This window comes from Pseudomonas sp. 18058, from assembly GCF_902706155.1.
In the GTDB taxonomy this organism is placed as follows: domain Bacteria; phylum Pseudomonadota; class Gammaproteobacteria; order Pseudomonadales; family Pseudomonadaceae; genus Aquipseudomonas; species Aquipseudomonas rustica.
In genome coordinates this window covers 20,652-45,512 of the sequence record NZ_CACSJY010000046.1, presented here as the reverse complement: position 1 = coordinate 45,512, position 24,861 = coordinate 20,652, and the positions used below count along the sequence as shown (strand labels likewise).

At 56.1% G+C, this 24,861-nt stretch carries 26 protein-coding genes; 13 read left to right on the top strand and 13 right to left on the bottom strand.

What is annotated here, in order from left to right:
• From GVL50_RS21725 to GVL50_RS21710, 4 genes are all read right to left on the bottom strand, one after another.
• The coding region (locus GVL50_RS21725) for a collagen-like protein (protein WP_159815024.1) at window positions 1–728 on the bottom strand (728 nt) is incomplete at its 3' end.
• The gene (locus GVL50_RS21720; RefSeq protein ID WP_053117797.1) at window positions 721–1,002 is read right to left on the bottom strand and encodes a DUF1145 domain-containing protein; all 282 of its coding nucleotides are present in this window, start codon (window positions 1,000–1,002) and stop codon (window positions 721–723) included. The genes GVL50_RS21720 and GVL50_RS21725, both read right to left, overlap by 8 nt.
• A 162-nt stretch (window positions 1,003–1,164) precedes the next feature.
• Window positions 1,165–1,887, bottom strand: coding sequence for an OmpA family protein (locus GVL50_RS21715; protein WP_053117796.1), 723 nt, complete (start codon window positions 1,885–1,887; stop codon window positions 1,165–1,167).
• A gap of 88 nt (window positions 1,888–1,975) precedes the next feature.
• Window positions 1,976–2,671: an OmpA family protein gene (locus tag GVL50_RS21710; RefSeq protein ID WP_053117794.1), complete on the bottom strand. Its 696-nt coding sequence runs from the start codon at window positions 2,669–2,671 to the stop codon at window positions 1,976–1,978.
• 199 nt (window positions 2,672–2,870) lie between these two features.
• On the opposite strand from GVL50_RS21710, the gene GVL50_RS21705 reads away from it, so the two are divergent.
• The 6 genes from GVL50_RS21705 to GVL50_RS21680 all read left to right on the top strand — a co-directional run bounded on the left by GVL50_RS21705 (window position 2,871) and on the right by GVL50_RS21680 (window position 7,176).
• Window positions 2,871–3,368, top strand: coding sequence for a DUF6231 family protein (locus GVL50_RS21705; RefSeq protein ID WP_159815023.1), 498 nt, complete (start codon window positions 2,871–2,873; stop codon window positions 3,366–3,368).
• A gap of 4 nt (window positions 3,369–3,372) precedes the next feature.
• Window positions 3,373–3,852: a YchJ family protein gene (locus GVL50_RS21700; RefSeq protein WP_159815022.1), complete on the top strand. Its 480-nt coding sequence runs from the start codon at window positions 3,373–3,375 to the stop codon at window positions 3,850–3,852.
• A 16-nt stretch (window positions 3,853–3,868) separates the two neighbouring features.
• Window positions 3,869–5,533: a recombinase family protein gene (locus GVL50_RS21695; protein ID WP_159815021.1), complete on the top strand. Its 1,665-nt coding sequence runs from the start codon at window positions 3,869–3,871 to the stop codon at window positions 5,531–5,533.
• Window positions 5,534–6,079: 546 nt separating this feature from the next.
• Window positions 6,080–6,229: a hypothetical protein gene (locus tag GVL50_RS21690; protein ID WP_159815020.1), complete on the top strand. Its 150-nt coding sequence runs from the start codon at window positions 6,080–6,082 to the stop codon at window positions 6,227–6,229.
• A gap of 48 nt (window positions 6,230–6,277) precedes the next feature.
• Entirely contained in the window at window positions 6,278–6,709 is a 432-nt protein-coding gene (locus tag GVL50_RS21685) for a response regulator (RefSeq protein ID WP_256671922.1), read from the top strand.
• An 83-nt stretch (window positions 6,710–6,792) separates the two neighbouring features.
• Window positions 6,793–7,176 (top strand): Rap1a/Tai family immunity protein, encoded by a 384-nt coding sequence (locus GVL50_RS21680; RefSeq protein WP_159815019.1) that lies wholly within the window; start codon window positions 6,793–6,795, stop codon window positions 7,174–7,176.
• A 379-nt stretch (window positions 7,177–7,555) separates the two neighbouring features.
• On the opposite strand, the gene GVL50_RS21675 is transcribed toward GVL50_RS21680, so the two are convergent.
• The 8 genes from GVL50_RS21675 to GVL50_RS21640 all read right to left on the bottom strand — a co-directional run bounded on the left by GVL50_RS21675 (window position 7,556) and on the right by GVL50_RS21640 (window position 14,903).
• On the bottom strand, window positions 7,556–8,170 hold the full coding sequence (locus GVL50_RS21675) for a recombinase family protein (protein WP_159815018.1): 615 nt from the start codon (window positions 8,168–8,170) through the stop codon (window positions 7,556–7,558).
• Window positions 8,171–9,344: 1,174 nt separating this feature from the next.
• A complete protein-coding gene (locus GVL50_RS21670) occupies window positions 9,345–10,631 on the bottom strand; it encodes a hypothetical protein (protein WP_159815017.1) in 1,287 nt (428 codons plus the stop codon).
• Between the two features lie 147 nt (window positions 10,632–10,778).
• The gene (locus GVL50_RS21665) at window positions 10,779–10,961 is read right to left on the bottom strand and encodes a hypothetical protein (RefSeq protein ID WP_130926754.1); all 183 of its coding nucleotides are present in this window, start codon (window positions 10,959–10,961) and stop codon (window positions 10,779–10,781) included.
• Between the two features lie 136 nt (window positions 10,962–11,097).
• Entirely contained in the window at window positions 11,098–11,388 is a 291-nt protein-coding gene (locus tag GVL50_RS21660) for a hypothetical protein (RefSeq protein ID WP_159815016.1), read from the bottom strand.
• A complete protein-coding gene (locus tag GVL50_RS21655; protein WP_159815015.1) occupies window positions 11,388–13,619 on the bottom strand; it encodes a hypothetical protein in 2,232 nt (743 codons plus the stop codon). The genes GVL50_RS21660 and GVL50_RS21655 overlap by 1 nt, the downstream gene beginning before the upstream one ends.
• Window positions 13,616–13,987 (bottom strand): hypothetical protein, encoded by a 372-nt coding sequence (locus GVL50_RS21650; protein ID WP_159815014.1) that lies wholly within the window; start codon window positions 13,985–13,987, stop codon window positions 13,616–13,618. Before GVL50_RS21650 ends, GVL50_RS21655 begins: the two co-directional genes overlap by 4 nt.
• Window positions 13,984–14,226, bottom strand: a complete 243-nt coding sequence (locus tag GVL50_RS21645) for a hypothetical protein (RefSeq protein WP_159815013.1) — start codon at window positions 14,224–14,226, stop codon at window positions 13,984–13,986. The genes GVL50_RS21650 and GVL50_RS21645 overlap by 4 nt, the downstream gene beginning before the upstream one ends.
• Window positions 14,223–14,903, bottom strand: a complete 681-nt coding sequence (locus GVL50_RS21640) for a hypothetical protein (protein WP_159815012.1) — start codon at window positions 14,901–14,903, stop codon at window positions 14,223–14,225. The genes GVL50_RS21645 and GVL50_RS21640 overlap by 4 nt, the downstream gene beginning before the upstream one ends.
• An 859-nt stretch (window positions 14,904–15,762) precedes the next feature.
• Here GVL50_RS21640 and GVL50_RS21635 point away from each other — a divergent pair.
• Both GVL50_RS21635 and GVL50_RS21630 read left to right on the top strand, forming a co-directional pair.
• Complete coding sequence (locus GVL50_RS21635) at window positions 15,763–16,257, top strand: LEA type 2 family protein (protein WP_159815011.1); 495 nt, start codon at window positions 15,763–15,765, stop codon at window positions 16,255–16,257.
• The gene (locus GVL50_RS21630; protein ID WP_008083915.1) at window positions 16,254–16,463 is read left to right on the top strand and encodes an SEC-C metal-binding domain-containing protein; all 210 of its coding nucleotides are present in this window, start codon (window positions 16,254–16,256) and stop codon (window positions 16,461–16,463) included. The genes GVL50_RS21635 and GVL50_RS21630 overlap by 4 nt, the downstream gene beginning before the upstream one ends.
• Before the next feature lie 270 nt (window positions 16,464–16,733).
• Here the strand turns inward: GVL50_RS21630 and GVL50_RS21625 are convergent, their stop codons facing one another.
• Entirely contained in the window at window positions 16,734–17,291 is a 558-nt protein-coding gene (locus GVL50_RS21625) for a cysteine hydrolase family protein (RefSeq protein WP_159815025.1), read from the bottom strand.
• A gap of 147 nt (window positions 17,292–17,438) precedes the next feature.
• Between GVL50_RS21625 and GVL50_RS21620 the strand changes: the two genes are divergently transcribed.
• The 5 genes from GVL50_RS21620 to GVL50_RS21600 all read left to right on the top strand — a co-directional run bounded on the left by GVL50_RS21620 (window position 17,439) and on the right by GVL50_RS21600 (window position 24,809).
• Window positions 17,439–18,083, top strand: a complete 645-nt coding sequence (locus GVL50_RS21620) for a glutathione binding-like protein (protein WP_053117786.1) — start codon at window positions 17,439–17,441, stop codon at window positions 18,081–18,083.
• 286 nt (window positions 18,084–18,369) lie between these two features.
• On the top strand, window positions 18,370–20,820 hold the full coding sequence (locus tag GVL50_RS21615) for a penicillin acylase family protein (RefSeq protein ID WP_159815010.1): 2,451 nt from the start codon (window positions 18,370–18,372) through the stop codon (window positions 20,818–20,820).
• A gap of 161 nt (window positions 20,821–20,981) precedes the next feature.
• Window positions 20,982–22,016, top strand: coding sequence for a ligase-associated DNA damage response exonuclease (locus GVL50_RS21610; protein ID WP_159815009.1), 1,035 nt, complete (start codon window positions 20,982–20,984; stop codon window positions 22,014–22,016).
• Window positions 22,013–23,701, top strand: a complete 1,689-nt coding sequence (locus GVL50_RS21605) for an ATP-dependent DNA ligase (RefSeq protein WP_159815008.1) — start codon at window positions 22,013–22,015, stop codon at window positions 23,699–23,701. The genes GVL50_RS21610 and GVL50_RS21605 overlap by 4 nt, the downstream gene beginning before the upstream one ends.
• Window positions 23,702–24,026: 325 nt before the next feature.
• Entirely contained in the window at window positions 24,027–24,809 is a 783-nt protein-coding gene (locus tag GVL50_RS21600; RefSeq protein WP_159815007.1) for a transporter substrate-binding domain-containing protein, read from the top strand.
• Window positions 24,810–24,861 lie beyond the last annotated feature (52 nt).

Below are 24,861 nucleotides of genomic sequence, written 5' to 3'. Positions count from 1 at the left end.
GCCCCCACTGGCCCAGGCTGTCCATCCGCCCCGGCCTTGCCATTCTTGCCGCCATCGGCGCGATACACCAGGCAGCCCTTGGACTTGCCGCCCTTGCCTGCCTTGCCGCCGACACCCGCCGGGCCACCGTTGCCACCGGTCACATTGACCTTGATCAGCTCAGCCGGAAACTCGCGCGGCACTTCCAGCCGCACCAGCGCACCCGGTGCCCCCGGTTGGCCGTCAGCGCCGTCACTGCCATCAAAGCCATGCCCGGCCGAACCATAAGTGCAGCCCGGATCCTCACCGTTGCCGCCATCCAGACCGACAAAACCCGGCGCACCGGTGCCACCACGGGCATCGACCAACAGTTGCGGCGCGTTCAACGCTTTGAATTGCAGATTCAGATTGCGCCCCGCGCGCGCGGCTTTTTCATAAGTACCAGGAGCACCGCGTGCGGTGATCTGGCTGCCTTCGCTCAATTCAGCGCGCGCCACTTTCATCTCCAGCGCCTGTTCGGCCGGGACGATGGCGATGCGTGCTTCATGACCCAGACGCAATTCGCCCACGGTCAGTTCGGTCACATTCGATGGAATCAGCAACGTGCCGTAATCGGCCACGTCCAGACGTTCAAGTTGCAAGGTGCTGGTAGTGTTGGGCAGACGCATCAGCGAGTTGGTTTCAACCGTCACCACTTGGGCGCAGGCCAAAGGGCTGATGAATGCAGCGAGCAGGCAGAGTTTACGCATGGGAAGAAGCCTCCGGAGCGGCCGGGGCCGGGATGGTTTGCAGGTGGAATACGCCGAACAACAGGATGCGGCCACGGTCACGCCAAGGGTGCGGACGCCCCTTGAGGCTGCGATTGCACAGCAGCACTTCGAGCACGTGGATCAGCAACAACAGACCGCCAGCCAGATTGACCAGCAGGTGCAGCGGATGAACGAATGGCACCAGTTGATTGGCCAGCACCACGCAGCAGAACAGCAGGGTCAACAACCGCCCCAGCCCCCAGAACACTTTCATACGCTCCCCCGTGTTGCGAATTATTCTTTGGACGCACAGTAACGGCTTCTGCGGGGGATAAGCCAGAGGGGAAAAGAAAAAATCCAGACAAGTCGCCAAATGGCCGCCGGGTCAACGATGATCGAAGCCCGGCGGCTCTAGCCTGCGCCCTACAGACGCGTCCTAACGATTGATGTGCAATTCCACGCGACGGTTTTTCGCGCGGCCCTCATCGGTTGCGTTGTCAGCCACCGGTTCACTCTCGCCACGCCCTTCACTGGTGAGTTTATTCGGCGACAGACCCTGACTCAGCAAATACGAGGCGACACTGCTGGCGCGACGTTCCGACAGCGCCTGGTTGTAAGCGTCCGAACCTTTGCTGTCGGTATGACCGATGACCTTGATGCTCACCACGTCGGCATTACGCAGTTTGTCCATCAGCGTATCGAGCTGGGCTTTGGCCGAAGGCGTCAGGTCAGACTTGTCGAAATCGAACAAGACATCGCCGGCATCGCTGAGGGTGATGACTTCCGTTTGCGGCACAGGCTCCGGTGTTTTTTCGGTGACCGGATATTGCGGCAACGGGCAGCCACGGTGATCGACCGGGGTATTGGCCGGCGTATCGGGGCAACGGTCGCGGCGGTCGAACACGCCATCGTCGTCTTCATCGCCATCCTGGGCGTAACAGATCAGTCCGCCGGCAAGAATCCCCAGCGCTGCGCCGCCACCGGCCCAGCCGCCACTTTCAATGGCGCCAAGACCGCCACCGACCAAGCCGCCAAGAAGGCTGCAGACCGGCCACGTACGTTGATTGAGGGGTGCAGTGCCATCGCTGTGCGTGGCGCAACCGGTGAGCAAACTGCCTAGCAGCAGAACCGGCAAGACGGACCTTGAGAAAACACTCATTTGAAAGCTCCTGTGTCACCGGCCCATACCGGTTACACAGGAGTAAAGACCCGCATCCGCGACTGCACAAGCCGCGGATGCGAGGGGGCTAGCGTTGGATTTTGATTTCGGTGCGACGGTTTTGCGCGCGACCGTCTGCCGTTTTGTTGTCAGCGACCGGCTGGCTTTCACCCAGACCCGAGACCGAAACGAAGCTGGCACGTGGCACGCCCTGCTGGATCAGGTACTCCACCACCGAGTGCGCACGGCGATCCGACAGTTTTTTGTTGTAGGCATCGCTGCCCACGCTGTCGGTGTGACCGGTGACGGTCAGTTGTGCAGTCGAGGATTCCTGTTTCAGGCGCGTCGCGACTTTATCGAGCACTTGTTTGTCAGGGCTGGTCAGTGTGGCTTTGTCGAACTGGAAGTGCACATCACGAATAACGATGGTTTCTTCTTTGACCACTACCGCTTCTTCAACCACGGGGGCTGGAGCCGGTGGTGGGCAGCCGTCAGCATCGACCTGCACGCCTTTTGGAGTGCCCGGGCACTTGTCGCGGCTGTCCGGCACACCATCGCCGTCTTCGTCGCCATCACCATGTACCCAGCAATACGCCGCTGCCGTACCGCCTACGATCAGCGCGCCGTAGCCCGCCCACGCCGAACTTTCCGTCGCGCCAAGACCGGCCCCGACGACACCACCGACCGCCGCACAGGTCGGCCAGTCGGTTTTCTGCAAACCTGCGCAACCCGTCAACACACTGGTTAGCAGAATCAAAGGTAATGCTGTCCGCACTATGCTCATCTGGTTTTCTCCTGAGGGATCGGCTTGAAACCGATTCAGGGAGTAAAGACCGGAGTTTTAATCTCCGCCAGCAATAGGCCACTGCTGTTTGCGACCGTGTTCACAGGACTTCGCCGCAATTGCCGCAAAGTCGCGGGACAGGGCTCTTTGCGGGCGTGATCAGGCAGGCTAGTCTTGGCGGTCTGATTGAGGAGCTTCGATGAACGTCGCCATTTCTTCCCGCACGCCGCAACAGGCGTTGGCCGCATTGCTGGATCGCTACGCCCCGGCGCGTTTGCTGTTGATCGGCGCCAGCGAATTCCCGGCCCTGACTGCTTTCAAGGAGGCGCACCCGGATTCCGTTGTCGCCCACGCCGCCCCCGGTGCGTTGCCCGCCGAACTGGCTGCGCAGCGTTTTGATCTGGCGCTGGTGGTCGATTGCCTGGAACATTTGCCCAAGCGCGATGGCCTGAATCTGTTGGGCGGGATTCGAAATTTAAATGCCAGCCGCATCGCGGTGCTGGCAGATCTGTCGGCTTGCGGCTGGCAGGAAACCGATTTCTATTCGCTGGCCCTGCAAGCCAGCGAACGTTTTCAGCGCGACGATCAAGTGTTGACCCTGTTCACCTACGATCTGCTTGACTACAAACAAGTCCCCGACTGGCTCAACGCGCGGTTCTGGGCCAATCCGGAAAATTTCGGCAAATACTGGTGGTAATGCAATGAGTACAGCCATTTGCCCGTGCGGCAGCGGCAACCTGCTGGATGCCTGCTGCGGCCATTATCACGACGGCCTGCCGGCGCCCTGTGCCGAAGCCTTGATGCGTTCGCGCTACAGCGCTTATGTGCTGGGCCTGATCGACTATCTGGTGGCGACCACCCTGCCCGCTCAGCAAGCGGGTCTGGATCGGCAGTCGATCAGCAACTGGAGCGCGCAGAGCACCTGGCTCGGCCTGGAAGTCGAGAGTTCGGAAGTCTTTGGTGGGCAGCCGGAACACGCCTTCGTCACCTTCACTGCGCGCTGGCACGACGATCAGGGTGAGCACAGCCATCGCGAGCGTTCCTCGTTTGTGCAGAACGCCGGGCGCTGGTATTTCATCGACCCGACGGTGCAATTGAAACTGGGGCGCAATGACAGCTGCCCATGCGCCAGCGGACAGAAGTTCAAGAAATGCTGCTACAACTACCTACAAGGATCTTGAATCAGTAGGTAGTGCGATGTCCAAGGTGTTCAGTTATATCCGCTTCAGTTCAGCGAAGCAGTCAGCGGGCGACAGCGAAGCCCGCCAGATGAGAGCCGCGAAGGAGTTTGCTGTAGAGCGCGGGCTACAACTCGCAGACCCAACTGAATATCTGTTCTTCGACCGTGGTCGTTCCGCCTACAAGGGAAAGCATCTAGACGACACAGGCGAGTTGGCGCGATTCCTCGCCTTCGTAGAAGACGGCACCATTCCACCCGGTAGCTTTTTGGTGGTTGAGTCACTGGATCGTCTTTCACGTGAAAAGGTGCGGGATGCCCTACCCCGCTTCCTCGATCTACTCGCCAAGGGAATCAACGTCTACACCAGCACGGACAAGCGCCTTTACACCCGCGACTACAACGAACTCGACCTGTTCATTTCGATCATCAGCATGTCTAGGGCGCACGAAGAAAGCGCCACCAAAGGAAGCCGGGTTTCATCTGCATGGAGAAAGAAACAGGCTGATGCTCGTGCCACAGGCAAGCCGCTAGGAAAGCTCAGGCCGCTTTGGCTGGATGTCACCCCGGAGGGTTACACCCTCAACCCTGACCACGCTCAAGTGGTGAGACGGATCTTCGATCTCTCAACGCAAGGCCACGGATCACGCAACATTGCGGCCACGCTGAATCAGGAAGGCATACCGGCGTTCTCTGCGGGCCGAAAGAACTTCTCCGGCCTCTGGGGATTCAGCACCGTTCGCCACATCCTAGATAGCCGCACCACGCTGGGCGAGTATCAGCCCCACATCTTCATCGATGGCGTCAGGACGCCAGATGGCGATCCCATCAAGGGCTTCTTCCCGGCTGTAGTGGATGAAGAAACCTTCTACCGGGCACAGGCTGCACGAGGCTCCCGGCGGCTGCACAAGATCACGAAACAGACGACCAACTTCAACGTAATGGCGGGCATCTTCTTTTGCTTCGACTGCGGGGCTGCCATGCACCTGCAAAGCCAGAGGGGCCACAAATATTACAAGTGCAGCCACAGCATCCGTGGAATGTGCAGCGCGGGAGTTGTCAGCGCCACACGGACAGAAACAGTGTTCCGGGAAATTCTCGCGAAGCTGGATTCCCTGAGCCTTGTTCAAGGCAGTTCAGGGGCAATCCGCAAGAAGTTGGATGTTGCGGAAGGTCGTAGTGAAGAACTACGGGCCAAGCTTGCAGCCGCTGAGGATGCACATAACGAACATCCCGGCAGGAGATCGGCGAAACTGTTGCAAGAGTTGGAAATCCTGCTTGAAACCGTAGACGCTGAGAAAGACACACTTCGTCAGCAAATGGCGGTTGACCGAGTGGTGAGCAAATCAGATTTCTTCGAGAAGCTAGACGTAACATCATTCGAAGGACGTGCAGCAGCGAACAACCTGACTAAACGGCTAGGCACGAAAATCTTTGTTCGGAAGAACGGACGCTGTAATGAAACGTATTTGATCAGTGTGACTGCGGCTGATGGATCAGAGCCGTCAATCATTGGCGCTATCACCCACAGGAACAAGAAGATACGAATCGACAGTGCATCGGAAGCGTTTGACGAACTGCAAAAGCTGCACGGGAATTCGCCAAACTGGCAGCGGGCAGCGAAGCACTGGATAAAGGAAATCAAAGTACCAGCCGCACCAGAACTGAAACGTCAGCGCCGCTGACGGTGGTATTCCCTTTGAGCTAAGGCTCACCCAGCGGGAACACCTCAACGGTACGGGTTCACCTCGACCACATACACCATCTACACAAAGCAGCTTTTGCCCTTGATCTTGTCTTGGGTGCAGAAACGACAGCGAGCGCTGTCAGGGGTTACTCGTGACCGAAGGTCACAGGGAATTACACGTCAGCTCCCGCTGACAACGTGAAGGGCAAAATCAAGAGCGGGGCTTCGCCTTTTATAATGCGACTCTATTCCACCAGAGCATTACAAATTTAATTCTAAGACGATTGGTGCATAAGCCACACCGCCTGTCTTGCCCTCCTTGATGCTCTCGCGCTCGAAACGATACTGTACGCACATACAGTGTTTTATTTGAATCTGGTGTGTGCGATGGAAAACGATTTGATCGATGATTCTGGTTTTGAGCTGGGCATGCTCTCCGTTGAGGACATGCTCCGTCACGAGTGTGATTTGCTGCACTCTGAGCTTGAGGTGACCCCGGCGCGACCTACGCCGCGCCCATCAAACCATCGGCGGGATGATCGTCATGCACCAGACGCTGAGCAAGGAGCTGGCTGCACTCAAGGTGGAACACAACCGGATAAGCCTGCGCCTCAGTCAGTTCCACGAAGCTGATAGGAAAACGAAACCGACGTTGGGGTACAGCTACGGCGACCATCTAAATCGCAAGGCGTAGACCAAGCGCACCCAAGGTGAAACACTGACCACCCTAGAAAAAGCTTGGATGACCACCGTGGATGTGAACTACAAGCTGTCGCCTATCAATGGCAAAGTGATCGTCATTGAAGATGAAGAAATGCTTCGTACGCTCATGACGGACATATTGGAAGAAGTGGGAGCCGAATGTGAAGGCTTCTCGAACGCAGACGATGCGCTCATGCACCTACTGGAATCGCATGCCCAATTTGCTTTGGTCATTGCCGACCATGGACTACCGGGCTCTGTTCAAGGGGCGGAACTCGTTGAAATGATACGGAGCAAATGGCCCTCCATCTCTGCAATTGTCACCAGCGGTTGGGCAGAGAGCTACGTGAAGATGCCACCGGGTATCAAATTCTTAGGCAAGCCGTGGTCTATCAACACTTTGGTGAAGGCGGTCTCGGAAGTTACCGGGGCGGCTATCGTGGTAGCGCCACCAACGATTAGAAAAGGATAGGCCAGGTTCAACGTGTGACGTGATGGCACGGTGCTTAACGAGAATGTAAGCTCAGCCAATCACCCACGCTACAGAGAGTTGCCATGAAAGCAGGGAAAGCAGGGAGAGCAGCGGCGATTGCACTGCTAGGGTTGATCGGGAGCAATGTCGCCTTGGCGGGCGATGGAAACCAGTTACTGACCACCTGCCAAGTGGTGATCAAATTCTTGGATGGCGAGAAGAAAGTAGACCCGTTCGATATCGGCTACTGCACCGGCATCGTTGAAGGTGTGGAAGGCTCAATTTTCATTCTCAATGACTCGCTGCCTGCGAACTTGAAGACGTGTTACCCAGACACTGGGATCAACAACGGCCAGAAGGCGAGAATCATTGTGAAATATCTCCGCGAAAATCCCGACCAACTCCATATGCCAGCAGCTGCGCTCGCAATGATCGCGTATAAAAATGCATACCCCTGCAAGCGTTAGCACCACCTCAATTTTTCAGATTCCCATTTTTCGCCGAAAATTTCGACCACTTGCAAGAGTGTTCAGGATTCAGGGCGGGAATATAAGCTGCGAGGTCTGTCCGACCACCGAGCCGTCAAGCAGGAACGCTAGGGGTGAGGGGTAATGCGTAGTGATTACAAAATAAGAACCGCTCTCATTTGATATGATCACCCCTGTAATGCTCCGTAAGGCTCCGTGAGAGCCTACAGCTACCCATGTAGCCATCTTGTAGTAATAACGTCTCTATGGCGCTCTCAAGAGCTTACAGTATGTATTGCACCTATCATGCGAAGCTGTTACACGTCAATAGACGATAAAAAGCCCGCTCAAGGCGGGCATTGGGTGAAGTCATTGGAGGCTAGTCCTTTGAGGCAACACGCTGCACTGTGGAGAGAGCACAACCCACAGTTGTCGCAGTCTTGCGTAGACTCATGCCAGCAGCGAGACATTCCTTGATTCGCTTGTGCAGCTTCTCGTCAACTGGACGCCCTGCGTAGGCTCCGGCCTCCCGCCCCTTCTTGATACCTTGAGCCTGACGACGGCGTCTGTCGTCGTAGTCCTTCCTTGCAACAGCGGCCAGCATGTCCATTAGCATCGAGTTGATCGCAGCCAGCATACGGCCAGTGAAGTCGTCACCGTTCCGGGATGATTGCATGGCGGCGTGAGAGGTGGGCAAATCCAGCGCCACTACCAGCACACCCTTGGTGTCGAGGATCGCACGGAGCTTCTTCCAATCAGCGTCATTCAACCGGGACAACCGGTCTACCTGTTCGATCAACAGGATGTCGCCAGCTTCGCAATCATCCAACAGGCGGAACAACTCAGGACGTTGCAGAGTTGAGCCTGATTCGTTCTCGATGTACCAGCTTGCGATGCGCTGGCCGTTGGCAGCAGCGAATTCCTTCAACTGCTCTTTTGCACGTGTAGCGTCTTGTGTGTCTGTCGAAGCTCTCAGGTAGGCACGCACGAACATTTCAAATCCCCCCTATACCGTTTTGGATGTACCGATTATAGGTGTACCGGTTAGGGTCTTGAAAGGGATATTTCGGTACGGAGGAAACTACCCGATTAGCGGTACTGCCTGAGCTATAGCCAATTCGGTACATCGCGCTAATCGTTAATCGCACCCACTAAATGCGGCAAGGCAACGGTGGCCGGTAGGAGTGAGAGCCATGTCTACAAGGACAAATCTATCGAGAGTGCTCACCTGTGTTCCGTCGATGTATCCAGCGTTGTGAAGGGTGCGGAACATTCCACAGGCGGCTTCTCTGTGTGGCTCCATGCACTCCGTTACCGCCCCGCTGGCGATTGCCGCAAGAGTCTCTTGGTATTGCTGCTGGGTGAAGTCGGTCATGAGGATTCTCCAAAGGAAGGAAGCACAGGGCCAGCCTCACACAGAAAATGGCATACCACAAGCGAGAAATGGTTGACACTTGCGTCAACTTGTGATCTTGGAGTTGCAGGTTGCGTGTATTCTGTGAGAATTGGCGATTTCATGCTAAAACTACGTTTTTTGAACAATATCCAAAGTTTGGGCAGTCTCACGAGCGCCAGCTTGACACCCCGTGCCCTACAGCCCCCGGAAACACTAGCGTGTAGCTCACTGCTCACAATCAACTCAATCTATCAAACCCACTTGTGCGATAGGTTTTGTCATGGTTTTGAGTGGGATTTCCGTGGTAATGGCGGGAGTTTCGCCCCATGAACTAACATTCTGATTTAATGCTCTCAGTCACTTCGTTTAACTGGCAAAGACACCCATGAAAACCAAACACTTAGCCCTTCTGATCGTTCTCGCCGGAGCTGTGCGGCTGAGGGCGGTATGGGGTGTCATGGCGTGGCTTGCACCGGGAACAGACCTATTGCCGTCGGCAAATAGCGCTGAGCAGGAGTGATTGAAGTCTTGGAGATTGGTATGAACGCAGAAGGATGGCAAAGGCTTTGGGCGCTGGTGAAATGGCTTGCTTCCATTGGGGCAGGCATTTGGTGCATCCATATGATGGCGCTACATGCGCCGATCCCGGTTGACACGTCAACGCCTGAAACGGGGATGGGCTACCTACTGGGATTCGTGATTGCAACCGGGATCACCTACGGAGGGTTGTACGCCCTTGAGTGGGTGTGGCGGGGCTTTCGCCCCTTGCCGGTCAGTCCCATGGAAGAGGTTCTACTTGATTCGCAAGCGGAGCCATCTGATACAGCTCCGACAACGGCAGGAAAGCTGGAACATCATCCTGCCCTTCCCCATCCAGACAGTCAGCAAATGAACGAGCGTCAGCAGCAACGCTGACAGGGCTTTGCACCGTCGCCACCACTCGCACCGGGCGCTGAGCCTTGAACACTATTGGCTTGTATGGCGGGATACGCTCTACAGCTCCGCTGTGACGCTCTGCGAAGGCCTCCAGCACTGGGCGAATGGCATCTACATCTTTCCCGTGCAACACATCGAACAGGGCCTGTAGCAGCTCTGGCGCTGCCAAATGGGCACGCATTGATGGCTGACTGTTCAAGGCTTCGATCATCTGAATGAGACTCCAGTAGGGCTTCCACTCCGACGAGAAGTTCTCACTGATTAGATGGCTGAGGGCGGCGTAAACGGCGTCTTTCGCCTCGATCAGCTCAGGGCGGTATTGAGCTTGTTGCTCCAGTCCCAGGAGCAGCACTTCAAGCTGGGTGTAGGCACGGGTGGTGATTTTGAAATCACTCGCTTCTTTCCCCTGCACAACCGCCTTCAATGCCGTTAGAGCCTTTGTCTGCATTGTGTCGAGGTTGTCCAGCCAGTCACGGTGTTGCGGGTTGAGCGGGTTCAAATGCTCACGGAGCCAGCTGAGCATGGCGACGCGTCTACGTGGCTGGATGCCCGCAAGCTTCGTCGCTTGGGCAATGACATCAGGCCCGATGAACTGGATGATCCCCTTGATGATGTCGGCTTGTGGTGTGCCCTTCTCAATCATGTAGCGTGGTTTCAGCTTGTTGCGATCAATGCTCAATCCGTGGCCGAAGTGTTGGTTACCGTGAGAGCGGTTCATTGCCTTAGGGGCGACGATCAGGTTTTGTGGATGGTACAGCCCCACGATGTCATGCCCTTGTGATGGGGCAATGTGTGACAGCTCGTAATCCTTGGCATCGCCGAAGCGGTTTGCACGTTGCTTGAGGACGTACAGGCCATATAACTCAGCCAGTGATTCAGGGGTGTGAAAGGTGAAGATCTCGTATGTACCGGCACGGGAAGCTTCAAAGGCAAGAGTTTGCATGAAAGCGCTATCGGTGGCCTTGGCTACATATGCAGTGCGTTTCTTGGCTGCTGTAGCGCGATCCTTACAAATGCGAGTGCAAAAGATGGCTTTGGTACTGGAGGTGCGGAACTGTTTACGGCAGTGCGGACATCTTGGACGGCGCTCGGCCTTATGTGTTGCGGGTGTTGCATTGGTCATTCGGTGTATCTCCCACTGGGCAAGATTGGTGTGTTTTCTTGTTGTCTGGATTTAGGGCTGTAGCTGTGATTCGGCACAGCGGCGAACAGAACGGTTTGAACTTGTCGGTAACAAAGTTGGTGGAGCAGTGGCGACATGTGCATGTCTTCATGCTGTGAATACCTCGTATGGGATTGCTGGGTTTCCGTCTGGGTGTGTGACGATCCAACGGAGTTGACCAAATGGGTTAATGATCTGCTTGATCACAAACTTCTTACGTGTTGTTCCAATCAGGGTCATGGCAGCGGTTAACGCCGCCCCTGATGATTTGAATTCGAATGGCAGCGCCATACAATTGTCTCCTGTGAAATGGGATTTAGATGTGTGCTTACGCACACGGTGGTGTGACAAGAAAAAGGCTTGCACGCCTTACGCGACGTGACCTGTAGTCGATGTACTCGGCGTATCCGAGATACATACGTGGGTGTTACTTCTTTTCTTGCTGGGAAAGACGAAGCGCAACGATCTTTTCTACGTAAGCCTTCATTGAGGTACGCTCATCGCTGAATTGAACTTGCATTGCGTTGTATAGATCGCGACTCTGCTGATCGACGTACAGCCGCGTGGAAACATCCTTGTCATCCACGTACATCTTCAACGACTCTGATTGTTGCTCCATTACGACGCTAAGCTTTTCGACCATGTAGCCAGTGAATAAGCTTCCTGCCAGCAGTTGCAGTACAGCGGCGAATGCGATTGTTAAGATCACGCCCTTCATCATTCCACCTCCGTTTGAGCAGCGCGAGCCGTTCTCAACATTTGGCTAAGTTTTTCATCAACCTTTTCAGACACAGCATCACCGATAGCGTTACCAAGCTCTCTACCATTTGGATCAAGTGCATTAACGGTCACGTCCACTTTGATGTCTGTGTGCATTGATTGATCAACGTTTCCAGTTGGCTTATTGATCACGCCGCTATTAGGGTCAGATGGCAACAACCAATCACTTGGCAGCAACGTTTGTTTGCGCTGCTGTTCTGATGCCTCCATGATGTCTGCTGCTGTATATACAGGAGGCATTCTGAACTGACGCATCTGCCCTGTTTCATCTGGCGGTGCAACTCCAAACTTGGACATGTCCAACGGCGGAAACTTGAGGCCCGCCACACTAGTAAGCGTCCAATTCAACATAGGTGCCTTTGCTGGCCCTTCGGAGTAATCTGGTTGATTGAATAGCCAGCGATAAAACCTATCGACCGGATCTTTCACTTTCTTACCATCTCCCGGCGCTGGAGAACCCATTACACTTGGATCAATGGCAATCCCCTCAGGGAATCCAGCACTACCAATATCTTGAGCACGCTGTTCAGGAGTCTTATCTGTATCGTCGGCGTTCTTCCCGGCCAATAGACGAAGAATCCCAGTTTGCATTTTTACAAGGCCGGTATCAAAGTTACGGAAAGACTCAGACAATCCCTTAGTGCTGGCAATCAATTCTCTCTCAGCAGTTAGACGAAGACCCAGCGCCTCGATCAACTCGGGATCTTTGTTCACTGACTCATTCTGCAAGTATCGATCATTCTCTACTCTCACAGTTTGAGCATCCAATGAACGTTTATGACGTTCAAGGAGTTCAGGAGATTGGGCGACAATGTCACGCAGCCCTTGCTGAACCATTGCACCGTTTACTTTACCGTCGTGCTGAGCCTCAAGAACGAAACCAGCGAGCTTGTTCTGATCGCCCTTGTAACCAAGCGCTTTACCAATTGCTCGATACAGGATCGTAGTTAGGCGAGTACCGAGAGCGTCAGTTAGTGGGCGTAGATCCTGGCCCATGAAGCGATCTTTTGAATAACCCTGATTGAGTTGCAAGGCAGCACTGTACTGTTGCATCTTGTCCAAGTTACCGATACGGAACACGGCGGCTTGATCTTTCTGCAACTGGATAGCTTGTTCAAGCGACTTCCCTTGAGCACGGAAACCTTGAATCATGTTGCTGTAAGCAACGGCGGACTCACGATCAATCTTCATTCCGTACTCTTGGCTATTGTCGATATACGCCTGTTTAATCCGTGCTCTTTCGGCGTCGTTATTCCCAGCGGCCAACAGGGTGTTATCGAACTGTTGATTGTCCGATGCAACTTCCTGACGCTTGGTAATGCGCTCATTCAGGTAGCCAAGCCCTTTAACAAGGCCATACACCGCCGCTGACGCTGCCGAAAAGCCCACGGCAAGACCACCGAACCCGGTGCTTTCAGGTTGAGCCTGTTTGGCTTGCCAAGCGGCATGGCGCTCTGCTGAAAAATCAAAACGCTTAGCTGCTCGATCCTGTGTCATCTGGGCGCGGGCTTCACGAGCAGCGGCTGCCAGCTTGGAAGCCTTGTGACGTTCCGCCTGTCTGACACCACTGGCACGGGCACTGCTCAGCGCCAGTTCTGCACGCTGGTACTTGGTTTGGTGCATTGCAGCCTGTTGCTGTAGTCGTACAGTCTGAGCCTGACGTTTTAGCAAAATGTCTGCGTAACGAGCTTGGCGAATTTGCGACTGTTCCGACGCGGCTTGAACTTTGTGCTCACCCAACTTTGTTTTCAAAAGCTCCTGCTGCACCTTCTGTTGTTTAGCAGCGAGGATTGCCGAAGTAACTTGCTGCTTCAAAGATGCACTTTGTAGGAACGCTTCTTCTTTTTTGCCTGTGGCAACTAGTCTTTGAGCACTGAGGGCGGCAGTATTCTGTGCATGCTGCATTCTCGCAAGCTTCTGTTTAGTCGCCATCTCTTTTTGTAGTGACTTCTCGATAGCACCATCAAGTTTCGCTCTATCAGCACTAGTTGTAGTGATACCAAATTTACGACTGAGCTTGCGTTGAAGTGCGTCAGCTTGTTTACCAAACTGGGTCATTTGTTTTTCAGCAGTTCTCATCATCGCCGTGAAACGTTGCAAGCCACTTGGATCAACGTTGAACCTTAAGACGCCAATCAGTTGAGCGATTACATCTTGATGGGAACTCATTTCGTTTCACCGTAAGCACCGAGACCACGTTTCAGCTCCAAGAACTTATCGAATGCACGATTGAATGCAACTGAGTTGTTTCCGTATTGAGTTACGGTCGCACTGTTATAGTAATTTCCTCGATTATTCTCTAGATAATCGGCGAAGACAGTTTGCACACTGCGAGAACCTGACAACGCGAAGTAGATAGATCCATCCTGAGTTTTAACCCAGCGGTAAGAGTAATCGATGTCGAAACCATGACATTTACGAAGCCATTGACCCATAGCGCAGGCGAAGAGGCGAATCTTGGGACTTGTCATGTGGGTGATGCTGTGGTGTTGCGGAGATTTTTTCAGCTCTTGAATCGGTGTACCAGTTTCTGTCATTGCTTTCCTTTGTTCTTATGGGCTTGTTTAGCCATCTCAATCATTTTCGCGGCACGATCTCTGGCTGCAAGTAGCTCCAGAGCCGCTTTAAATGCGTTTACATCCTCTTCCGAAGCTTCTTCATCTACCGCATCTACAGGGGGCTCTGAGGGGCTTGTAGCAAGTGTATCTTTGGCATACTTCTCACGCAGTAGCAACTCCGTACCCGATAGAGTAGCTGGATCGATTTTATCGGTCATTGTTTGCCTCCAAGAGCTGCCAACACTTCAGATTCAACACGAGCGTATTCCTCGGCTTCTTGTGCTGCTTTGGCATCCAACTCAGCTTGTTGCTTCCTGCGCTTCTCGCCAGCCAAGAGCGATTCAACTTCCTTAGCCACGCACGCTGCTTTGTCAGCTTCCAAGCGTTGCAAATAATCCTGCTCAACTTGAGACTTGATTTGAGCGATCTCTTTTTCGATTTGTGATTCTGGTTTACGCAACGAGAGGATTACCCAATCCACTGTTGGCCCTGCAATCAGTTTCGGCAGATGGGCAATCTCACTGGTTGCGGTGTAATGTTGAACGATTGTGAGTTCTGCGTACTTGTCGAGGGCTTGTTGCAAGCCTTGCACCTCAAACTCTTCCATAATGCCAAGCTGTTCTCGGCCTTGGATATTACATTGGGTGCGGGTGTTGTACTGACCTACTTCGAAGTCTTGTAGACGTTTTAGATGCGCTGCATCTGGCTGGAATAGTTGGGACGGTGTAGCCATTGGTATTACCTCTTGGGTTTGGGATTGTTGTTCTTTCTTTTGGTGTCTGTGGTGGATTAATCGGCAAGCTGATGAACAGTAAGCCGCTCTTGCGGTGGAACTGGGGAACTCCCCTTTAGTGCATGACGGGTTGCGACATGCACGCATAACGATACGTGCCATGGAATCTCCTATGGGCGAAGTTGTTTGATGAATTAACGGCGAGTGAAACGGAACTGGATGAAACGCAGAAAAAAGGCTGAGCGTTTCAAGGACTCAGCCAAAAGGGGATGTAGGAGCATTCCCAAGAGTTTTCATTTAGTACGAATATGGTTCGAGGGCGCGGATCTAACCGACACGCCCTCTCAACTCATGGCTCACCGGAGTTGTCTCGGCGTTGACACTCCCAAGGGGAGGAAGCCAGTTTGACAAGGAGTTCGACCGACTGCCCTGTCAGCAGTCTTGAAAGGCCTCGGCGCCTTGGTCTACAAGTAGTTGGCCCAGACTTGTGACTGGAGTCAGAAGGCATTCTGAAAACCTTCGGCCACACGAAAACCAACCTCAGCGGACTGGGTCGGTCTCAATGTTTGAATTTGGGTTGCTGCTGGTGATGCGGAGGGCGCCTGCGATTTCTTCTCTATTGGTACACTACTTTAACATGACATATCGCTCGTGTCAAGCCTTTTATTCAAAAGTCAATAGCCGTTCGTCATTGTCTTCGCATAAGAGACTGTGGATGTCGCAATTATGTACGAGCCGTCAGTTCGGCTTGGTCGGCGCGAGCGGTGCGGGCTGCTCCTACACGGCTTCAACCGGCTATGCTTGCACCCAGATCACCCGCACGGCGAAACGTGATGCCAATTTCTGGTAGTGTTTTGTTGCAACACATCAAGAAGTGCTGCGCGGGGTATTTCGGCGCTTGAGGTTGGAGATCAAAAGATCGCAGCCTGCGGCAGCTCCTACGGGGGACGCGATCTCCTGTAGGAGCTGCCGCAGGCTGCGATCTTTTAGCGTCTAGACTGGCACCAAAGGGAGTTAAACCATGCTCGGTCGTCGGCGCACATTCCAATTCTTGATCCTCACGCTGTTCCTCAACCTCGGCGGCTGTGCCTCGTGGTTCAGCGACGACAGCGTCGATCCCGCCGTGCACTTGGTGAACGTCGAAGTGGTGCGGGCGAAACTGCTCGAGCAGAAATTCATCCTGCATTTTCGCGTCGACAATCCCAATGACAGCGACCTGACCGTGCGCGGCCTCGAATACCGCATTCATCTGGGCGATATGCTCTTGGCTGAAGGCGAGCATGAACACTGGTTCACCGTCGGGCCGAAGCACAGCGCGTATTTCAAGGTGCCGATCCGCACCAACCTGTGGCCGAAGGTCAAAGACGTGGTGAAACTGCTGAAAAAACCCGACCAGCAGATTCCTTATCGATTGCAGGGTGAAATGGAAACCGGTTTATTCATCGCCCACTACGTGCACCTTGAGCGCAATGGCGTGATAATCCCCGCCGATTTTATTCCGGAGCAACACCGATGACTCAGCAACCTCATGTCCATGGCCCTGACTGCAACCACGATCATGATCATGACCATCACCACGATCATGACCACGGTCACGTACACGGCCCGAACTGCGGCCACGCCCACCAGGAACCGGTGCGCAACGCCCTGAAAGACGTCGGCCGCAACGACCCGTGCCCATGCGGCAACGGCAAGAAATTCAAGAAGTGCCACGGGGCGTGATGCTCTGGGCGGAGAGCTTCTTCGCCTGATCTGAAGCCTTCGCGAGCAAGCCCGCTCCCACAGTTGACCGCGTTCCTTCACTTGGAATGCATTTATTGTAGGAGTGAGCCTGCTCGCGATTGCGGTGTGTCAGTTGATGAATTTGTTACCTGACAAACTGCTATCGCGAGCAGGCTCACTCCTACAATTGACCGCGTTCTTTCTGCTGGAACGCCATTAACTGTGGGAGCGGGCTTGCTCGCGAAGAGGCCGGCACATTCACTACAGATATCAGCCCGCCGCCAACACCTGCGCCGAACTGACCACCGTCGCATACTCCCCCTGCAAATTCCCCAACGACATCCCGTGCACCTCTTCAGCCGTCCGCAACGTGCCGAAATAATCAGCCTTGTCGAAGGTAAAGCACGCATCCTCTGCCACCCATGTATCAAACCCCAGATTCCCCGCCGAACGCGCCGTTGATTCCACCGAGTTATTCGTCGCCACGCCAACAATGATCAACTGCCCAACCCCCGCCTCACGCAAACGCGCCGCCAGTCCGCTGGCACAAAACGCATCCGGCACTTGTTTCTGAATCAGCCATTCAGCGTCCTGCGGCAAGAACCGTTGCTGAAACTCCACGCCTTCCTGCTCAGGCCAAAACACCGAGTCCGGTTCGCGCGACAGATGCTGCACATGAATCACCGGCCGCCCGCTGCGCCGCCAGAACCCCAGCAGATCAACAATTCTTTCTTCCGCCCGAGGATTATTCCGTCGTCCCAAACGTGGCTGCAGGATGCCTTTTTGCTGGTCGATGATGATCAGTGCTGCGTTGGCCTGAAGCTCCATGGTGATTTTTCTCACGGGCGGGTCATTGAATTCTGCGCAGTTCAGCATCACCTCCTGATAACAGGCAAGCTATCGAACGCACACGGGATCACCTGACGCTGGCGTTTGCTGTCCGCACGTAAGCCATTTTCTGATTTGGAGCTTTCCATGATCGACCTGTATTACTGGACCACCCCCAACGGCCACAAGATTTCCCTGTTCCTCGAAGAAGCCGGCCTGCCATACAAGGTTCACCCGATCAATATCAGTCAGGGTGAGCAGTTCCAGCCCCACTTTCTGAAAATCTCCCCGAACAACCGCATCCCGGCGATCGTCGATCATCAGCCGGTTGATGGCGGCGAGCCGTTGTCGGTGTTTGAATCCGGGGCGATTCTTCTGTATCTCGCGGAAAAAACCGGCCAGTTCTTGCCCAAGGATCTGCGTGGGCGGCAAACGGCGTTGCAATGGCTGTTCTGGCAGATGGGCGGATTGGGGCCGATGGCCGGGCAGAATCATCATTTCAGCCAGTTCGCGCCGGAGAAAATTCCTTACGCGATCAAGCGCTACATTGATGAAACGGCGCGGTTGTACGGTGTATTGAACAAGCAATTGGCGGATAACGAGTTTGTTGCTGGCAGTGAATACAGCATTGCCGACATGGCGATTTATCCGTGGATCGTCTCGCACAAATGGCAGAGCCAGAACCTTGAAGACTTCCCGCATGTGCAGCGCTGGTTCAACCACATCAAGGATCGCCCGGCGACGGTGAAGGCGTATGCGCTGGTGCAGAAGATCAATCCGCCGAAATCCTGATTGAAGTCAGGGAAGACCTTTGTGGCGAGGGGATTTATCCCCGTTGGGCTGCGCAGCAGCCCCAAAAACTGCACTCACGGTGTGCCAGACTCATCCTGGTTGCAGGAATCAGGGCCGCTTCGCAGCCCGTCGGGGATAAATCCCCTCACCACAAGTACTGGACTCGACTTCCAGGTTGCTGTTTATCAGACAAATCTTGAAATAACCCCCGCCCCCGCTTGCGCGGCATCCTCCTGCTCACTAACGTAGCGCCTTTACTGACGCTACCCCCCGCAGGAGCTTTGCCATGGCCTCGCCAGCCCTTACTCATTTTCTTCCCCGGTTCGGCGTTGCCGCAGCAGTGGCCGGTGTTTTGGGCCTGTCCGGTTGCCAGACCTGGAACGCTCAGGACACCCTCCCGCCAACCTCCGGCGTGCAACCGCTCAAGGGCCTGGCGCAGAATGTTTCGGTGCGACGTAATGCCATGGGCATGCCGTTGATCGAAAGTAATACCTTCCATGATGCACTGTTCAGCCTCGGCTACGTCCACGCCAGCGACCGGATCAACCAGATGGTCACCCTGCGCCTGCTGGCTCAGGGCCGTCTGGCGGAAATGTCCGGCGCCTCGATGCTCGACGCCGACCGCTACATGCGCGCGGTCAATCTGAAGAAAAGCGCTGCCGAGTTGTACAAGGCCTCGTCGCCTCGCCTCAAGCGTTTCTTCGAAGTCTATGCGCGGGGCGTCAACGCTTACCTGTTCCGCTACGCCGACAAACTGCCGGGCGACCTCGCCTCCAGCGGCTACAAACCCGAATACTGGAAACCGGAAGATTCGGCGCTGATTTTCGCCCTGCTGAATTTCAGCCAATCGGCCAACCTGCCGGAAGAAATTTCCTCGCTGGTGCTCGCGCAAACCGTGACCACCGACAAACTCGCCTGGCTCACCCCGTCGGCGCCGGACGAAAATCTGCCGCTGGCCGAGGCCGACAAGCTGCAAGGCCTCAAGCTCAACGGGCAGATTCCCGGCCTGACTGAACTGAGCAGCGCCAGCCAGCAACTGTCGACGCTGAACCTCTTGGGCGCGACGTCTTCGAACAACTGGGCGATCGCCCCGCAACGCAGCCGCAGCGGCAAAAGCATTCTCGCCAGCGACGCCCATGGGCCGCTGGCCGCGCCGTCGCTGTGGAGCTTCGTGCAGATCCGCGCACCGAAGTATCAAGCCGCCGGCGTCACCGTCGCCGGTTTGCCGCTGGTGCTCGGTGGTTTCAACGGCAAAGTCGCCTGGAGCATGACCAGCGTGCTCGGCGACAACCAGGATCTGTTCCTGGAAAAAATCCGTCGTCAGGGCAGCAGCCTGACCTACGAGGTCAACGGCAAATGGCAGCCGCTGGGTGTGCGCAACGAAACCTACTTCATCAAAGGTCAGCGACCGATTCGCGAAGCGGTGTACGAAACCCGTCACGGTGCGTTGCTCAACAGCGCACAGGCAGCGGCGCAAGGCAGTGGCTACGGTCTGGCGTTGCAGACGCCGAGCTTCACCGACGATAAATCGCTGGATGCATTTTTCGATCTGACCCGCGCGCAAACCGTGGAACGTGCTTCGGACGCCAGCCGTGAAATCCGCGCCATCGCCCTGAATCTGGTGTTCGCCGATGCGAGCAACATTGGCTGGCAAGTCACCGGGCGTTTCCCTAACCGTCGCGAAGGCGAAGGTTTGCTGCCCTCGCCGGGCTGGGAAGGTCGTTACGACTGGGACGGTTACGCCGACCCGATGCTGCACCCCTACGATCAGGATCCGGCGCAAGGCTGGCTCGGCACCGCCAACCAGCGCGTGATTCCTCACGGTTACGGCATGCAGTTGTCGAACTCGTGGGCCGCCCCTGAACGTGGCGAGCGCTTGGCCGAACTGGCCGGCAGCGGCAAGCACGACAGCCGCAGCGTGATCACCATGCAATACGACCAGACCACCACGTTTGCCGCCAAGCTGAAGAAAGTCTTCGAAGCGCCGGGCATGAAGCAGCCGCTGAAGCAGGCGATCGATGCCCTGCCGGAAACCGACCGCAGCAAGGCCCGCGAGGCTTTCACACGATTGATGGCGTTCGACGGCAAGCTCAGCCCGACCTCGGCGGACGCGGCGATTTATGAGCTGTTTCTGCAAGAAAGCATGAAGCAGATCTTCCTCGACGAACTCGGCCCGGAATCGAGCCCGGCTTGGAAAGCATTTATCGCCAACGGCGATTTGTCCTACGCGGCGCAGGCCGATCATCTGTTGGGGCGTGAAGACAGTCCGTTCTGGGACGACATCCGCACACCGCAGAAAGAAGACAAAGCGCTGATTCTTGCCCGCAGCCTTGCGGCGGCGATCAGCGCTGGCGACAGTCAGTTGGGCGGCGATCACCGGGCCTGGCAGTGGGGCAAATTGCACATCTACGCCTGGAAGAACAGCAATGGTCAGACCGTACGCGGCCCATTGGCGGCGGGCGGCGATCACACCACGTTGAACACGTCGGCATTCGCTTGGGGTCAGGACTTCAACACCACGCGCGCGCCGTCGATGCGTTTTATCGTCGACTTCGGCCAGACCGAACCGCTGATGGGGCAGAACGGTACGGGGCAATCGGGTAATCCGCTGAGTCCGAATTACCTGAACGGGATTGATCAGTGGTTGAAGCGGCAGTACATCGGGTTACCGATGCAGCCGCAGAACTTTGAGCGGGTGTATGGCAAAACCCGTTTGACCCTGACACCGGGTAAGTAACGGCAAGAGCAAAAGATCGCAGCCTGCGGCAGCTCCTACACCGATCAATGTAGGAGCTGCCGAAGGCTGCGATCTTTTGCTTTCAAATCGGCGAAAAGTCGATAGAACTTCCAGCCCAGCGCCAGCCTCATAGCTAACAAGCCCCCCATTGTGGTCACGCCATGGACCTTGTTATCGCGCGTCCCGAAGGTCTTTATTGCCCTGCGGGTGATTTTTATATCGACCCCTGGCGCCCCGTCGAGCGCTCGGTGATCACCCATGCCCACGGTGATCACGCCCGCACCGGCAATCAGCATTACCTGTCCAGCAGCGCCAGCGAAGGGATTCTCCGCGCGCGTCTGGGTCAAGACATCAACCTGCAAACCCTCGACTACGGCCAACGCCTCACTCACCACGGCGTCACCTTGAGTTTCCACCCGGCCGGCCACGTGCTCGGTTCAGCACAAGTGCGCCTCGAATACGGTGGCGAAGTCTGGGTCGCGTCCGGCGATTACAAGATCGAACCGGACGGCACCTGCGCCCCCTTCGAACCGGTGCGCTGCCACACCTTCATCACTGAATCGACCTTCGGCCTGCCGATCTATCGCTGGCAGCCGCAAGCGCAGGTGTTCAGTGAAATCAATCAGTGGTGGTCAGCCAATATCGCCGCCGGCAAGGCCAGCGTGCTGTTCTGTTACTCGTTCGGCAAAGCCCAGCGAATCCTTCACGGCATCGACGAAAGCCTCGGCCCGATCCTCAGCCACGGCGCGGTCGAGCCGCTGAACCGCGTGTACCGCGAGGCCGGCGTGTACCTGCCGCCGACGATCTACGCCGGCGACGTCAGCAAATACGATCCGCTCATGCGCCAAGCCCTGGTCATCGCCCCGCCTTCTGCTGGCGGCAGTAGCTGGATGCGCCGTTTCGGTGATTTCAGCGACGCCTTCGCCAGCGGCTGGATGCGTTTGCGTGGCACTCGGCGGCGGCGCGGTGTCGATCGTGGTTTCGTTCTCTCCGATCACGCCGACTGGCCCGGCCTGTTGTGGGCGATCAATCAAACCGGCGCGGAACGCGTGATGGTCACCCACGGCTCAATTGGCGTTCTGGTGCGCCATTTGCGTGAGCAAGGCCTCGACGCGCAAGGCTTCAACACCGAATACGGCGATGACGAGGAAGACAACATCGCCGCCGAACCCACCGTCGCCGAGACTCCCACATGAAAGCCTTCGCCGAGTTGTACGCCGAGCTCGACGCAACCACTTCCAGCAACGCCAAACTGGCGGCGATGCAAGCTTACTTCGCCCAGGCTGCACCGCAGGACGCGGCATGGGCGGTGTATTTTTTGTCCGGCGGACGGCCTCGGCAGTTGGTGCCGGTGCGGATTCTGCGCGAGATTGCCGTGGAAATGTCGGGCCTCGAACCGTGGCTGTTCGAGGAGAGCTATCAGTCGGTCGGCGATCTGGCGGAAACCATTTCGCTGGTGCTCCCGGAGAATCCGCACAGCTCTGAAGCCGGCCTCGCCGAATGGATCGAAGAAAAGCTGCTGCCGCTGCGTGGTGAAACACCCGAATTTTTGAGCAGGCAACTGCCAACGCTGTGGGCGCAACTCGATCGATCAAGCCTGATGCTGTGCATCAAACTGATCACCGGCAGCTTCCGCGTCGGCGTGTCGAAATTGCTCGTCACCCGCGCGCTGGCCTCAATGGCTGGCCTGGACAGCAAACGCGTGGCGCAGCGGCTGGTGGGTTACACCGACCTGTCGAACCGCCCGAACGCCGCCAGTTACCTGAAACTGATCGCCCCGGAATCCGCCGACGAGCATGCTCAGCGCGGCGGCCAGCCCTACCCGTTTTTCCTCGCGCATGCGTTGTCGCAACCGGTTGAAGAATTTGAAGCGCTGATCGGCCCGGCGAGCAATTGGCAGATTGAATGGAAATGGGACGGCATCCGCGCGCAAGTGGTCAAACGCGAAGGCAAATTGTGGGTGTGGTCGCGCGGCGAGGAACTGGTGACCGAGCGTTTTCCCGAACTGGATGTGCTGGTGCACGGCTTGCCGGATGGCACGGTGATCGACGGCGAAATCGTCGTGTGGAAAAGCACTCACCCGACCACCGAAGACGCCTTCGATCCGCAATCGACAGAGCCGCCAGCGGTGCAGCCATTCGCCTTGTTGCAACAGCGCATCGGCCGTAAAACCCTCGACAAGAAAATCCTCGAAGAAGTGCCGGTGGTGGTGCTCGCCTACGACTTGCTCGAATGGCAGGGCGAAGACTGGCGCAACCAGCCGCAGGCCAAACGTCGCGCGCAACTTGAAGAGGTCATTGCAAGGTGTAACAGCCCGGTGTTGCTGCCCTCCCCCGTGCTGACCGGCAGCGACTGGTTCGACCTCGCCCGCCAGCGCGAAGCCTCTCGGCGACTGGGCGTGGAAGGCATGATGCTCAAGGCGCGGGATTCGCTGTATGGCGTCGGACGCACCAAGGACATGGGGGTGTGGTGGAAGTGGAAGGTTGATCCGTTCAGCGTCGACGCGGTGTTGATTTATGCGCAGCGCGGGCACGGTCGGCGCGCCAGTTTGTACAGCGATTACACCTTTGCCGTGTGGGACGGCCCGCCGGAGTCGAGCCAACGGGCGCTGGTGCCATTTGCCAAGGCGTATTCGGGACTGACGGATGCGGAGATGCGTCAGGTCGACAGCATTGTGCGCAAGACCACGGTGGAGAAATTTGGGCCGGTGAGTAGCGTGAAACCGAGTCTGGTGTTTGAGCTGGGGTTTGAAGGGATCGCGTTGTCGCGGCGGCACAAGAGCGGGATCGCGGTGCGCTTCCCGAGGATGTTGCGCTGGCGGCAGGATAAAACCGTGGAAGAAGCGGATAGCCTCGCGACGTTGCAAGATCTGTTGGCCTGACCCCAATCTCCCGGACATTGATCGTTCCCACGCTCCGCGTGGGAATGCAGCCTGGGATGCTCCGCGTCCCCCCAAAAGCCAAACGCGGAGCGTCCGTTGAGGCATTCCCACGCAGAGCGTGGGAACGATCAGCCACAAAACAGTGCATGCTTTCTGCGATGCCCATTTCCGGGCATTCAATCGCCCTCATCCCTCCCCGCCCAACCTTTTAAAACACTTGTTCGGGACTATGGTTCGGAAATTGCTACTTTCTATAGGTCGTACGCGTTCCAGTAACAATAATTCTGCGCCACAAGCGCTCATATTGGTTCTTAGGGATTGAATAATGAAAAAAGCATTGCTGACCCTTTCTGCACTGGCGTTGTGCATGGCCGCTGGCTCCGCGCTGGCCAAGGAATACAAAGAGCTGCGCTTTGGCGTTGACCCTTCGTATGCACCGTTTGAGTCGAAAGCGGCCGACGGCAGCCTGGTGGGCTTCGACATCGACCTGGGCAACGCGATTTGCGCCGAACTGAAGGTCAAGTGCAAGTGGGTCGAAAGTGACTTCGACGGCATGATTCCGGGCCTCAAGGCCAACAAATTCGACGGTGTGATCTCGTCGATGACCGTGACCCCGGCCCGCGAAAAAGTCATCGACTTCTCCAGCGAACTGTTCTCCGGCCCGACCGCTTATGTGTTCAAGAAGGGTTCCGGTATCACCGCAGACGTCGCGTCCCTCAAGGGCAAAACCGTCGGCTACGAGCAGGGCACCATTCAGGAAGCCTACGCCAAAGCCGTGCTGGACAAGGCCGGCGTGAAAACCCAGGCCTATCAGAACCAGGATCAGGTGTACTCCGACCTGACCTCCGGCCGTCTCGACGCCGGTATCCAGGACATGCTGCAAGCCGAACTGGGCTTCTTGAAGTCGCCACAGGGCGCCGACTATGACGTCAGCAAGCCAGTCGACAACGAATTGCTGCCAGCCAAAACCGCTGTCGGTATTAAGAAAGGTAACACTGAGCTGAAGGCGCTTTTAGATAAAGGTATCAAAGCGTTACACGATGACGGCAAATACGCCGAGATTCAAAAGAAACACTTTGGCGATCTGAATCTGTACAGCGGCAAATAATGCCTCGGCGCCCATCTTCGATGGGCGCCTTTTCCATCCGCTCAGGTTGCTG